This is a genomic window from Paenibacillus terrigena DSM 21567, assembly GCF_000374845.1.
GTDB lineage: Bacteria > Bacillota > Bacilli > Paenibacillales > Paenibacillaceae > Paenibacillus_K > Paenibacillus_K terrigena.
The window spans coordinates 188,330-201,802 of sequence record NZ_KB895416.1 but is presented as its reverse complement, the minus strand read 5'-3'; the positions used below and the strand labels follow the sequence as shown (position 1 = coordinate 201,802).

Sequence of the window (13,473 nt, the reverse complement as noted above, 5' to 3'; positions counted from 1 at the left end):
ATACAGAATTAACCACGGTTTAAATCTGATCAACCCTCACCTGAAAAAGCCCTATAGGGTAAAATCATACAATGTTCTTCGCCATTTTGTATGATTTTCTCTCTAGGGCTTTTTCTTGTCTGTGCTCTATGATATGTTGTTATATATTTCTAGATTGACTTAAGAGACAGGTGATCATCATGAAGCTTCCACTTCACTTCAATAAAATGTCAGAATTGCCCCGCGAGGTTTGGATTTTTGTTACGGCTAGCTTTGTCAATTCCTTAGGCAGTGCATTTATGTGGCCTTTAACATCGCTCTACATCTATTCCTTCTTCCATCGATCAGCTGCTGATGCAGGCCTTGTACTTCTCGGACAAGCACTCGCCAGTATTGCTGGGCAACTTGTCGGCGGCACTCTATTTCATCGCGTCGGTATGCGTGCCTTAGTCGTCAGTGCATTATTCATGACGTCATTGTTCCAATTCTCGTTAATGTTCACAAGCAATTTCCATATCTACTCTCTGCTCATGGCGTGTGTAGGCTTCTTCAATGCCATCAGCATGCCAGCCATTGCGGCATTTATCGGCTTCCGCTGGGCGGATCGTCGACGAGAGATGTACAATATTGCTTACGTGGGTAATAATCTAGGTGTTGCGATTGGTACCGCATGCAGCGGCATTATTGCAAGTTTCTCCTACCAGCTCACGTTCGTATTGAATGGTGTAACATCCCTCTTATTTGCTACGTTCTTCTGGGTGTTCATGAGCAAGTTGGACTTAAATCTCTCTTCACCTGATCGCTCCAAACATCAGAAGAAAACGAAATCTTCGTTCCAGCAGACTTGGCAATTGCTCTCGGCATATCAAATTTATCTCTTCATGGCACTTGGAGCCTTATTCATTATGTTTGGTAATTCGATCTGGGGGACGGGTGTGTCGACCTTACTTAACAGTATCGGCATGAAGCCTATTGCATTTAGTATTCTATGGACACTGAATGGTGTTCTGATCTTTGTCGGTCAGCCGTTCGTCCGCTGGCTCAATGATCGATTTATGAGACAACTCACGTCGCAACTTACCGGAAGCGCAATTTTCTATATGGCTGGATTCATCATGATTCTCTTGAATCACAGCTATCCTATGATCATCCTCGCTATGATCACGATTACGATTGGGGAAATGCTGATTTCTCCAACCGTCCCTGCTTTCATCAGTGAGCGGACTGGCTCTAACGCCCCCTTCTATCTCGGCGTTGAAGGAGCCATTAGCAGCTTAGGCCGGTTATTCGGCCCATATGCCATTGGCGTTATGTTCGATACAGGCGGCATTCATTATGCAGCCTGGGTCGCTGTAGCAGGCGGCGTCCTTGCCGTGATCTGCTGTATCATCCATGCATCCTTCCATCGCGAAGAGGAAGTGAACCTGCATGCGAACATGTAGCATGGATGTACAGCCTTAGCTGTTAAAGATAAGGAACCCGGCACCTGCACCTACGAGGCTAAGAATGACAGAAGTCGTCACATAGATAACAGCTTGTGTTCTTAATTTACGTTCCAGCAATCGTATTGTTTCAACACCAAATGTCGAGAAGGTTGTGTAAGCGCCGCAGAAGCCTATCCCGAGAAAAGAATACAGCGTCTCCGATATCTCGTGCTGCCCGTAAAGTGCTGCGAGGCAGCCGAGAATGATCGAGCCGCTTATATTGATCACTAAAGTCCCCTTTGGATAAGAGGATGATGCCCGTGAGGTGACCCAAGTTCCTAGGAAGAACCGACTTAAGCTCCCGAGGATACCACCCGTGCCAATGATCCATAACATCTACTAATCCCTCCTTCCCGCTTCACTCGCACTTTGCACTCTGCACAGCAGCTAATCTAACCCCGATGTAAGCCAGCAATAATCCACCGAACACGCTACTCAAGATATATAGCATGGCCATGAGCCAATGTCCCTGATCCATCAATCGGAAAGTCTCAACAGCAAACGTCGAGAATGTGGTAAATGCACCTGTAAACCCTGTGCCAAGTGCAAGAGTCCATGTCGGTGAGATCTTCAGCGACTTCCCTGCTGCCGTTAGAAGCCATCCGAGGAAAAGACATCCGCTCCAGTTAATGATGAGAATTCCCCAAGGGAAGCCATCCACTGCAGGAATCCATTCACTTAACCCATATCGAAGCACAGCGCCCACAAACCCACCGGCTCCTACTGCCAAAATTTTATAAATCATTTGTCCCATCACCTATTTCAAAAAACGATATATTGCTATTTAACCACACCTTTCCATAAAAACAACAATCCGCCCTCAAGTGTTATAAGTGTTAACAGAAAATTCATAAATCCAGCGTAAGAGAAATACCATTTGGCCGGTGATCATGGTATCGTAACTGTATGCGCAATCATCATTGCAGCTTTCATGAGGAGGTTTCACAATGAACCGATATACCATCGTATTTGATGTCGGTGGAACAGAGATTAGAAGCGCTATCGTCTCAGAGTCGGGGAAAGTATTAGAGAAGACCGCCAGAGTATATCCGGCGTATTCGAACCAAAGCAGACATTTTCTCTTGGATTATCTCTATGAACTGATTAAGAAGCAAGCTGCAACAATTTCTGGGTCCGATCTCATTGCAGGAATCGGATATGTATTTCCAGGACCCTGTGATCTTGACAGAGGAATTAGCTACATACGGGAGCAGAAGAAATTCGAATCGCTCTACGGTGTTAGCATCATCGACGCGATGAGAGATCGCATCGTTGCAGATACGCGCCTATTGCCACGTGTGGCAGCAGATTATCGTATTTTCTTCGATCAAGACACAACTTGGGCAAGTCTACAGCCTCGTGAGCTTATGCACGTCGGTGGATAACAGATACAATTAGAACTAGAACCCAAAACATAAATTACGCCCATGGTTGCCTCTCGCAGCCATGGGCGCTTCTATATCAGCGAACGATATTTCGCTGTTATGAGTGGTTTTTGCCCGAAATCTTTAGTATCATGATACAGGGGAGCGCGCTTCCCGAACGTTACAACGAAGACTTAACAAGGATGTGTAACCTATGAATCCCTTCACAATCGTATTCGATGTCGGTGGTACTGCGATCAAAGCAGCTGTCACGACGGCCCAAGGCGAAGTCATTGAATCTACTGTAGAAACGTATCCCGCACACTCAGATCAAAGCAAAGAATTCATGCTCGACCATTTCTATCAGCTTATTCGCAAACAAGCGGCTAAAATTAGCGATCCAAACCAGACTTTTGCTGGTGTAGGATATGCTTATCCCGGCCCTTGTGACTATGAACGAGGTATTAGCTTAATTCAAGGTCTACAGAAGTTCGACGCCCTGTATGGCGTGAGCATCCTGGATGCTATGCGTGAACGCATCGATGCTGATCAAGCATTACGCAGCCAGATGATCCCGAATTATCGAATCATATTTGATAACGACGCACGTCTATTTGGTGTTGGTCAGTTGTTCATTGGACCTGCCAATAAAGCCGATCGAGCCATCTGTATTACGATTGGTACAGGAACCGGTTCCGCATTTATTGACCAAGGCATCGCACTGAAAAATAAAGAAATTTACGCTCGTCCCTTCCGGAATAGCATGATCGACGATTATATATCCAAACGCGGGGTATTACGCATTGCTGCTGAATTAGGACTTCCTGCAAGCCTTGACGTCAAAGATATCGCAGATGCAGCACGGGATCAGCACGATGAACAAGCGATTGCCGTATTCAGGAAATTCGGCGAGATGTTCGGTCAGGTCCTACTGCCATTCATGGACGAATTCGGGCCTAAACTGGTCATCATTGGCGGACAGATTGCCAAGGCGTCCGATCTCTTCTTGCCTTATACGAGACAAGCCATGCAAGATCGCGCACCTGAATTCCATACCGTTATGAATAGCTCGCACAGTACTTTTGCAGGAATATCTGCACTTATCCAAGGTTATAGTGAATAGTTACCCTGAGAATTTATAAACGAATGAAAAAAGGAGCCCATCCGCACATCGCAGATTGGCTCCTTTTTTATTATTTATCTCGATTACACTGCTTCTAAAGCATCTTCCTCTGATCTCTCTCGTACGACCTTACGGAGCGTAATCCGAGATACTCGTAAGTTATCTGTCTCTTCAACAATGAAATCGTAATCTTCATACGTAATGGATAAGCCCTTCTTCGGAGGAATCTCGATTTGGGCATACAACCAGCCACCAATGGTGTCATAGTCGACCGTCTCAATCTCCAGCCCGAACTTATCATTGACTTCATCAATTAACAGAAGTCCATCCAATGAATAAGTCAACTCATCCTTCTTCTCAATCGTAGGACGCTCTTCATCGAACTCATCTTGAATCTCGCCGACGATTTCTTCCATGATATCTTCTAAGGTTACAAGACCCGAGGTACCACCATATTCATCGATCAAGATCGCAATTTGCGTCTTATTCTTCTGCATTAATTTGAGTAATGCACTGATCTGCATCGACTCAGGAACGGATGTAATCGAACGAATTATCGAACGTGAATCATTTAGCTCTTCGGATTTAAGCAAATCTTTAATATGAATAAATCCAATAATATGGTCTTTATCTTGCTCACAGACCGGATATCGTGTACGCATTTCTTCGAGCGCAATCGCTCTGTTCTCATCATGCGACAAATGCGTGTATAGACAGATCATCTCTGTCCGTGGAATCATGATCTCACGGGCTGTCGTCTCCGCGAATTCAAATATATTATCTACTAAGGTCATCTCTGTGTTATCGATCAGACCACTCCGGTTACTTTCTTTCATCAAAATACGAATTTCTTCTTCCGTATGCGCAGAATCATGTTCAGATGCTGGTGCAATGCCGAACAACCGAAGTAAACTGTTCGCAAGTCCGTTAAGCACCCAAATGAACGGATACATGATCTTGTGGAAGAACATGAGAAACGGCGCAGTCCATAGCGTCACATTTTCCGACTTTCGAATCGCCATCGTCTTCGGCGCAAGCTCACCTAGCACAATGTGTAGAATCGTAATCAATAGAAACGCAATAATAATAGAAACCGTATGAATAAGTACATCATTGAAACCTAACGCTTCAAACACAGGTTTGAGCAGTTGTGCGATTGCTGGCTCTCCCAGCCAACCTAGTCCTAGTGATGCGAGTGTAATTCCCAACTGACAAGCCGATAAATAGGCATCCAAGTTATTGACGATGCTCTGTGCGAACTTCGCATTCTTACTGCCTTCTTGCACAAGGGTATCAATTCTACTCCCCCGTACTTTCACCATCGCGAACTCCGCTGCGACGAAGAAACCATTCAGAAATACGAGCACGAACACAAAAAATAAATTCAACAAACTCGGTAAAGGGTCATCCATTCATTCCCTATTCTCCTTTGCGAAACTTAAATCACAAGCGCTAAAGGCGAATAGGTACACCTCCTTCAGATATGAAAATCTTATATTAATATTATATTATACCGATGAGTAGGTTTGTCCGTCAAATGAAGGAAAATTTTCGTCTATGATTTTGGTTGTCGCCGAAGCTGTTGGTTATGCTTAATTTTCTCTTCCATACCTTGCTCAGAGGCCATATAGAAGACACGATTTCGAATGTTCGCAGGCAAATAATCCTGCACGACATAATGCCCTGGATAATCATGCGGATACTTGTACCCTTGATGACCCAGCTTCTCTGCCCCCTTATAATGCGTATCGCGCAAATGAAGCGGCACCTCGGCTGACTTGATCTCCTCCATCGCTTCCATCGCGCGATAGATAGCGAGCGGAATCGCATTCGACTTCGGACTCTCAACAGCAAATAGAATGGCCTGGGCAATAATATATTTGGATTCTGGCCACCCGATCTTATGATACGCATCCAGCGCGCTGGTCGCTTGAACGAGCGCTTGCGGATTAGCTAAGCCGATGTCTTCGCTGCATGCGACGGTCAGACGACGGATGAACGTCATCGGGTCCATGCCTAGCTTCTCGACGGCATAGAAGAACCAGAACAACGCGGCATCGCTCGATCCGCGAATGCTCTTGTGGAACGCCGACAAGACGTCGTACTGCGTCGACTCGTCTGCACGGACCGTCGGGCGGCGGATGGACTCCTCCGCCACCTCGAGTGTGATGCGGACGCTGCCGTCCGCATCCGGCGGCGTCGTCAGTGCCGCCAGCTCCAGCGCATTCAGCGCACGGCGAATGTCCCCATTCGCCATGCTGGCGATGTGCGCCAGCGCCTCTTCATCGGCGCTGAGCTGCATGAAGCCGAGGCCCCTGTCGGGATCCGACAGGGCACGGCGCATGGCCAGCAGCGAATGCACCTGCGTCAGCGGCTGCAGCTGGAAGAGCGTAGAGCGACTGAGCAACGCCCCGTTCACATAATGGAACGGGTTCTCCGTCGTCGCTCCAATGAACACGATGGTGCCTTGCTCCACCGCAGGCAGCAGCGCATCCTGCCTCGAGCTGTTGAAGCGATGCACCTCGTCCAAGAATAGAATCGTCTTCGTCCCATACATCATCTTATTCTGTTTGGCTTGTTCTATGACTTCTCGTACATCCTTAACCGATGCATCGACTGCATTTAGGCGTACGAATGTACCTTTGGTCTGCCTCGAAATGATATGAGCTAACGTCGTCTTCCCGCACCCTGGCGGCCCATAGAGAAGAATCGAGCTGACCTGATCTGCTTCGATTGCTCTTCGAAGCAATTTACCCGGTCCTACAATATGTTCCTGACCAATGTATTCATCCAGGGACTGCGGCCGCAGCCGATCTGCGAGCAAACGCTGTCCCGGTTCTGATTGTTCTTGATAAGAGAATAAATCCATCGTCTAATCCCAACCCTTATTTATTCTGCGATATGATGCTAACACTTGTTCTTATATCATACCACAAGTAGCCTAAGCGAGCCTAACTACATCCAGCGAAGGATCAATCCTGTGTACGTGAGACCGCCCCCGAATCCGAACAATAGCATATTGTCGCCCTGCTTCACTTTCCCCTCCTGAACTCCCAAATGAATGGCGAGCGGAATCGATGCAGCCGATGTATTGCCGTAGTATTCGAGACTATAGAGCGCCTTCTCCAATGGAATATCGCTCTTCTCACAGATCGATTCGATAATGCGCAAATTCGCGCTATGTGGTACGAACCAATCAATCTCCTCTGTTGTTCCACCTGTCTGCTCGAGCAGTGCTGCAATTCCTTTCGGGACCGTACTCACAGCAAAACGGTAGACCTCACGTCCGTTCTGTACGATATTCCCATCTCCGACTAGCGCTGTGCCGTGGAGCTCCTTACGCGATCCTGACCGATATACATGCTTGCCGCCTGTACCGTCTGTCCCCATCGTCACCGCCTGAAATGCACCGTTCTCCATATCTCGTTCCACCATCACGACACCCGCTCCATCACCAAAAAGGATACAGGTCGTGCGATCCGTGTAATCCGTCACACGTGTTAAGGTATCTGCCCCGAAGACGAGAATCTTCCGATGCAAGCCTGCGCTGATCAGACCGTTCGCGAGATGCAGACCATATGCGAATCCTGCACATGTCGCATTGATATCCAGCGTCCCCGTACTTGCGATCCCAAAATGCGCTTGAACGATTGCCGCTACTGAAGGGAACGGAACATCGGGCGTATTCGTCGCGACCAGAATCATATCGACGTCTTCAACGTTAACCGGATAGTTAGCGAGCATATCCTCGACAGCTCGAATACACATATCACTCGTAAATTCGCCATCACGAACGGCTCTTCGCTCATGAATCCCTGTACGCTGCACAATCCATTCATCACTGGTATCTACCATCTGTTCCATATCTGTATTCGTAATTTTGCGCTCTGGTACGTAAGCACCAATTGCTTTAATTCGAGCATGCGAAGTCATTTCGACTTTACTATCTTTCAACACGTTTGAATTTGTCATGTCCTAGTCCTCCTTCAATTTTAGTTAACACTAGATATTAGTATCTGGTACTAAATTTAGTGATATCATAACACACCCCCTTAAATAACGCTAGTGGGGGGGCATGTTTTTCTTGTCTGTGAAAGATTCTACTGTAGATATATTACTTCAATTTTATTACAATTAAGGAAAAAGGAGATGTGGCGATGAATCAAATCCGAAGTTTTACGGTAGTGGTTATGAACCTTGTATGGGATCTCTGGGTGGGTACTGCACGCAAAGGGGAATTCTACGACTCGCATACGGTTACACGCACCAGAGCAGGTTATTTCCTCTTCATCGCACTCGCAGGAGCGACAGCTCTCAGTCTGGTAAGCTGGGCTTACCTGCGGCTGAAATAATCTCACCTATAATTGGCACAAAAAATAACCTGCTCTCAACCAAATCGGCCAAGAACAGGTTATTCGCATTATCATGATTCTTCTGTCTGCATAGTTGCGAGCAAATCACGTACTGCAACGCTGGTCATAATCAGCCCAACGGTTGGGGGTACGAACGCGTTACTCGCTGGCGGCATTTGCGCTTTGCGAATATCCGGCGCATTCTCCGGAACGATTCGCTGGGTCACATCTTCACGAGGTTTGATTGGCTCCTCCGTGGAGAAGACAACTTGAACCCCTTTTTTAATACCTTCCTTACGCAATTTCTGACGCACAACGCGAGCAATCGGGTCCATGGACGTCTTGGAAATATCCGCAACTTGGAACTTTGTCGGATCCATCTTATTCGCTGCGCCCATGCTCGAAATGATCGGGATCCCGCGCGTCAGACACTGTTTGATCAGATGAATCTTATAGATGATCGTATCCGATGCATCCAGTACATAATCGAGTGGATACTGGAACAACTGCTCATAAGTCTCTTCCGTGTAGAACATATTCAGCGCGATGACATCGCAATCCGGATTAATGAGCTTAATCCGGTCATGCATCAAATCGGCCTTCTTCTGTCCCACCGTCGTTGTTAATGCATGAATCTGGCGATTAATGTTCGTAATGTCGACGACATCTTTATCGATGAGAATGATCCGGCCAACCCCTGTGCGCGCGAGCGCTTCAGCTGCAATTGAACCGACGCCGCCGATCCCGAGGACCGCGACGGTACTTCTCTTCATTTTGTCCAGACCATCCGGACCAATAGCCAGTTCTGTTCTAGAAAACTGATGAAGCATAGTGCTTACTGCCTCCTCTAGCCGATGACTGCTTCAGCTGCTTTTTTCGAGAGCTTGATGTGCAATTGATCGAGCTGTGCGCTCTCAACCGGTGATGGCGCATTGCTGAGCAAATCTGTTGCACTTGCTGTTTTCGGGAATGCGATCGTCTCACGTAGGTTCGTACGGCCTGTGAGCAGCATCACTAAGCGGTCAAATCCGAATGCAATACCACCGTGTGGAGGCGTTCCGTATTCGAATGCATCCAGCAAGAAGCCGAATTGTTCTTTCGCTTGTTCTGGCGAGAAGCCAAGTGCGTTGAACATTTTCTCTTGCACATCACGTTTGTAGATCCGCATCGAACCGCCGCCGACTTCATAACCGTTCAAGACGATATCGTAAGCTTGTGCACGAATCTTTCCTGGGTCAGTGTCGAAATAATGCACATCATCTTCGTTCGGACGCGTGAACGGATGGTGTTCTGCGACATAGCGTTTCGCTTCTTCGTCATATCCGAGAAGTGGGAAATCCACAACCCATGCGAATTTGTATTCATTATCGTTAATCAAACCGAGTTGACGGCCGATTTTGAGACGTAGGTTGCCAAGTACATCAGCAACAACTTTCTTGTTGTCAGCGGAGAACAAGAGCAAGTCGCCTTCTTCTGCCCCTGTACGTTCTTTGATCGCTGCAATTTCTTCTTCGCTGAAGAATTTCACGATAGGCCCTTTGAACTCGCCGTCTTTCACTTGAATCCAAGCGAGGCCTTTCGCGCCATAACGCGCTGCATAAGGTCCTAGATCGTCGATATCTTTACGGCTCCATGTTCCGCAGCCTTTTGCGTTCAAGCATTTCACTTCGCCGCCTTTTTCAATCACGGAAGCAAATACTTTTACACCACAGTTCGCTACGATATCGTTCATTTCAATCAATTCCATGCCAAAACGCAAGTCCGGCTTATCTGAACCATATTTACCCATTGCATCTGCATAAGTTATACGTTGGAACGGCGTAGGAATATCAACGTTAATTGTTTCCTTGAACAAGCGAGCCATGAGCTGCTCCATCATGCCAAGTAATTGATCTTGGGACAAGAAGGATGTCTCAATGTCGACTTGCGTGAATTCTGGCTGACGGTCTGCACGAAGATCTTCATCGCGGAAGCAGCGTGCGATTTGGTAGTAACGCTCGATCCCGCCGACCATTAGCAACTGTTTGAAAATTTGTGGCGATTGCGGCAATGCGAAGAATTCACCTGGATGCACCCGGCTCGGTACAAGATAGTCACGCGCACCTTCTGGTGTGCTCTTCGTCAAGATTGGAGTCTCCACATCGATAAAGCCCTGCTCGTCGAGGAAATCGCGGAAAATTTTCGCAGCCTTCGAACGAAGCAATAATGTTTTTTGCATCTCTGGACGACGTAGATCCAGGTAACGATATTTCAAGCGAAGGGACTCATCAATTTCGATGCCGTCTTCGATGAAGAACGGCGGGTTCTTCGCTGCATTTAGAATTTCAATTTCCGTAATTTGTACTTCAACCTCACCTGTCGGCAAGTTCGAGTTAACCGTCTCCGCATCGCGTTCCACGACTTTACCAGAAACAGCAAGTACGAATTCATTCCGCGCACGATCGCCTAATTTAAGCGCATCGCCGGAGAAATCTGGATTGAACACGATTTGTACGATCCCGCTGCGGTCGCGAAGATCAATAAAGAGCACGCCTCCAAGGTCACGGCGGCGCTGTACCCAACCGTTGAGCGTTACCGTCTCACCGACGTTTGCTTTGGTCAATGTTCCACAGTTATGCGTTTTTAGCATCATTTTCGTTCTACCCCTTTTGGTATATTGTCTTTACCTATTTAATGATTTCTTCAGCTAAGCGAGCGAGCGGTACCATCTTTTGCTCCCCTGTAGCCATCGATTTCAGCGCAATCTCTCCGCGAGATAACTCGTCATCACCTAAAATCGCGGTAAAGCGAGCTTGCATCCTGTCAGCTGATTTCATTTGCGCCTTCATTTTACGTCCCTTGTAGTCTTTCTCCGCAATGATGCCTTGTGTCCGTAAAATATGAAGCTGCTTCGTAACCTCATCCTCCGCCTGCTCGCCAAGTGCAATCAGATACACATCGAGTGGCTTTGGCTGCGGAATCGCAATGCCCTGCTTCTCCAGAATTAATGCGATACGCTCTAGACCGATACCAAATCCGACACCCGGTTGATCCGGGCCGCCAATACCAGCAACCAATCCGTTGTATCGCCCACCGCCGCCGATCGTATCAATCGCGCCGATGCCTTGTGCTTTATACTCAAACGCAGTATGCGTATAATAGTCAAGCCCCCGTACAAGACGGTGATTAATCGTGTATTCCACACCCATTGCGGTCAAATGCTGCTTCACCTTCTCGAAGTGTGTCGCACATTCTTCATCCAGACTATCTAGAATCGATGGTGCATCCGTGAAATATTGCTGATCCACTTTACAATCCAATACACGAAGTGGATTACGATCCATACGAGACTGACAATCCTTGCAGAGTTTGTCCCGTAGCGGATTCAAGAAATTCAGCAATGTATCGCGATAAGCTGCCCGAACGGCTGGGTTCCCGATGGAGTTGATCTCCACCTTTACACCTTGTAATCCGATCTCGCGGCAGAACTGATAACCGAACGCCACAACTTCCGCATCAATACTCGGGTCTATCGCACCGAAGGCTTCGATCCCGAACTGATGGAATTGGCGCTGACGCCCTGCTTGCGGACGCTCATAACGGAACATCGGACCGATATAATACAACTTGCATGTATCCGGCTCCCCGTAGAGCTTGTTCTCTACATAGGAACGAACCACGCCTGCCGTACCTTCCGGACGAAGCGTCATGCTGCGGTCGCCTTTATCACGGAACGTATACATTTCTTTCTCGACGACGTCTGTCGTCTCTCCAACACCGCGCTCGAACAATTCAGTCTGCTCAAAAATCGGTGTGCGAATCTCCTTGTAATTGAACCTGCGGCTCAAGTCACGCGCTTTCTCTTCAATAAACTGCCAGTTCTCTACATTCCCAGGCAGAATATCCTGTGTGCCCGTAGGCTTCTGAAATGCCATAATCGATTCCCTCCGTCTAAAAATAAAAAAATCCCCCACCCCTGTCATCAGAACAGGGACGAGAGATTGTGTTCACATTCACCCGTGGTACCACCCACATTTCGAGCTAAATCCCATAATTCAGGATGAATATCGCTCGCTTTACGGTTAACGCCCGTGACACGCAAATCGATTACTGCGAAAGCTTCGCATCGAAGCTCATCGGTTCACCGTTTGTTCTCAGGGAGGTCTATTCGTTCGTCCATCATAAGGATCCTTACAGCCTGGGGATCCCTCTCTGTCTATGTGGGGTGAAGTACTTTATCCCTTCAACGAATCAAAGATTCATAAACTTATTATATGATTGTAGCGAGTTAGTGTAGGAAAGTCAAGATTTGGTTGCCTCTTTAGGCCTTAATTCGATAAGAAAACAGAAAAAAACCTACAAATTCGATTGTAGGTCCAAAAGTTATATTAAAAAGGGGGTCATGTTTGTAGTATAGACCGGCAATGTTATCGGATTGTTTAATTAACATTACAGTTATATTACAAAAAATAAAGCGCTTCATTTCCCCGTTCCATTCCAATCCTGATTACGCTTCGTTGGAATCATCATCTCGGAAGCGAACTCGTTCCCGCTCCGACTGACGCCCATCCGCATCGTCTCATGCATATCATTGCCAAGAATTCGAGCATCTGCTCGTCGCATGGCCATTTCTTTCTTCGATGAACGCAACTCAATCGCTCCTTCACGTAAGACTGGTACCTCCCTAGTCTTCCCGATCGGAGCTCTCTTAATCCATCTGGGTGTTTTTGCTTACTCTTGCTTCGAATCCACGATCAAGGTGACGGGGCCTGAATTCGTAAAGACGACATCCATCATTGCCCCGAACCGCCCGGTCTCTACGACCAAGCCTAGCTCACGCAATCTCGCATTGAAGAGTTCGTATAACTTTTCCGCCTGTTCGGGACGAGCCGCAGCCATGAAGTTCGGACGTTTCCCTTTGCGAACATCACCGTAGAGTGTGAACTGGGAGACCGATAGGATCTGTCCGCCAACATCCACGACAGAGAAGTTCATTTTCTCCTGATCATCTTCAAAGATACGCAGCCCCGCAATTTTATCCGCAGCATACCGAACATCTTGTTCTGTATCTTCATGGGTGATGCCCACGAGCAGCATTAATCCGAATTCAATTTGACCGATGGTCTCACCCGAGACAATGACGCTTGCTTCTTTACAACGCTGTACCACGACTTTCATGAACCACAATTCTC

14 protein-coding genes are annotated in these 13,473 nt (G+C 47.4%); 4 read left to right on the top strand and 10 right to left on the bottom strand.

Annotated elements, in window-relative coordinates:
• The first annotated feature begins 206 nt into the window (after positions 1-206).
• Positions 207-1,421: an MFS transporter gene (locus tag C558_RS0114890; protein ID WP_156826123.1), complete on the top strand. Its 1,215-nt coding sequence runs from the start codon at positions 207-209 to the stop codon at positions 1,419-1,421.
• A gap of 15 nt (positions 1,422-1,436) precedes the next feature.
• On the opposite strand, the gene crcB (C558_RS0114885) is transcribed toward C558_RS0114890, so the two are convergent.
• Both crcB (C558_RS0114885) and crcB (C558_RS0114880) read right to left on the bottom strand, forming a co-directional pair.
• Positions 1,437-1,799 carry a fluoride efflux transporter CrcB gene (crcB, locus tag C558_RS0114885; RefSeq protein WP_018757083.1) on the bottom strand — a complete coding sequence of 121 codons (363 nt, stop codon included), beginning with the start codon at positions 1,797-1,799 and terminating at the stop codon, positions 1,437-1,439.
• 22 nt (positions 1,800-1,821) lie between these two features.
• Positions 1,822-2,208, bottom strand: a complete 387-nt coding sequence (crcB, locus tag C558_RS0114880; protein WP_018757082.1) for a fluoride efflux transporter CrcB — start codon at positions 2,206-2,208, stop codon at positions 1,822-1,824.
• A gap of 202 nt (positions 2,209-2,410) precedes the next feature.
• Here crcB (C558_RS0114880) and C558_RS0114875 point away from each other — a divergent pair, with 202 nt between their 5' ends.
• The gene (locus tag C558_RS0114875) at positions 2,411-2,848 is read left to right on the top strand and encodes an ROK family protein (RefSeq protein WP_018757081.1); all 438 of its coding nucleotides are present in this window, start codon (positions 2,411-2,413) and stop codon (positions 2,846-2,848) included.
• Between the two features lie 193 nt (positions 2,849-3,041).
• Positions 3,042-3,950 carry an ROK family protein gene (locus tag C558_RS0114870; RefSeq protein WP_018757080.1) on the top strand — a complete coding sequence of 303 codons (909 nt, stop codon included), beginning with the start codon at positions 3,042-3,044 and terminating at the stop codon, positions 3,948-3,950.
• Between the two features lie 83 nt (positions 3,951-4,033).
• On the opposite strand, the gene C558_RS0114865 is transcribed toward C558_RS0114870, so the two are convergent.
• The 3 genes from C558_RS0114865 to C558_RS0114855 form a co-directional block, all read right to left on the bottom strand.
• The gene (locus C558_RS0114865; protein ID WP_018757079.1) at positions 4,034-5,362 is read right to left on the bottom strand and encodes a hemolysin family protein; all 1,329 of its coding nucleotides are present in this window, start codon (positions 5,360-5,362) and stop codon (positions 4,034-4,036) included.
• A gap of 143 nt (positions 5,363-5,505) precedes the next feature.
• Complete coding sequence (locus C558_RS0114860) at positions 5,506-6,819, bottom strand: replication-associated recombination protein A (protein ID WP_018757078.1); 1,314 nt, start codon at positions 6,817-6,819, stop codon at positions 5,506-5,508.
• Positions 6,820-6,905: 86 nt separating this feature from the next.
• Positions 6,906-7,922 (bottom strand): ketoacyl-ACP synthase III, encoded by a 1,017-nt coding sequence (locus C558_RS0114855; RefSeq protein WP_018757077.1) that lies wholly within the window; start codon positions 7,920-7,922, stop codon positions 6,906-6,908.
• A 185-nt stretch (positions 7,923-8,107) separates the two neighbouring features.
• Here C558_RS0114855 and C558_RS0114850 point away from each other — a divergent pair, with 185 nt between their 5' ends.
• A complete protein-coding gene (locus C558_RS0114850; protein ID WP_018757076.1) occupies positions 8,108-8,302 on the top strand; it encodes a hypothetical protein in 195 nt (64 codons plus the stop codon).
• 71 nt (positions 8,303-8,373) lie between these two features.
• On the opposite strand, the gene C558_RS0114845 is transcribed toward C558_RS0114850, so the two are convergent.
• The 5 genes from C558_RS0114845 to dtd form a co-directional block, all read right to left on the bottom strand.
• On the bottom strand, positions 8,374-9,132 hold the full coding sequence (locus C558_RS0114845; RefSeq protein WP_018757075.1) for a tRNA threonylcarbamoyladenosine dehydratase: 759 nt from the start codon (positions 9,130-9,132) through the stop codon (positions 8,374-8,376).
• 17 nt (positions 9,133-9,149) lie between these two features.
• Positions 9,150-10,931: an aspartate--tRNA ligase gene (aspS, locus tag C558_RS0114840; protein ID WP_026263933.1), complete on the bottom strand. Its 1,782-nt coding sequence runs from the start codon at positions 10,929-10,931 to the stop codon at positions 9,150-9,152.
• A 37-nt stretch (positions 10,932-10,968) separates the two neighbouring features.
• Positions 10,969-12,216, bottom strand: coding sequence for a histidine--tRNA ligase (hisS, locus tag C558_RS0114835; protein WP_018757073.1), 1,248 nt, complete (start codon positions 12,214-12,216; stop codon positions 10,969-10,971).
• A gap of 544 nt (positions 12,217-12,760) precedes the next feature.
• Positions 12,761-12,931 carry a hypothetical protein gene (locus tag C558_RS33800; protein ID WP_018757072.1) on the bottom strand — a complete coding sequence of 57 codons (171 nt, stop codon included), beginning with the start codon at positions 12,929-12,931 and terminating at the stop codon, positions 12,761-12,763.
• Positions 12,932-13,012: 81 nt separating this feature from the next.
• On the bottom strand, positions 13,013-13,459 hold the full coding sequence (dtd, locus tag C558_RS0114825; RefSeq protein ID WP_018757071.1) for a D-aminoacyl-tRNA deacylase: 447 nt from the start codon (positions 13,457-13,459) through the stop codon (positions 13,013-13,015).
• Positions 13,460-13,473 lie beyond the last annotated feature (14 nt).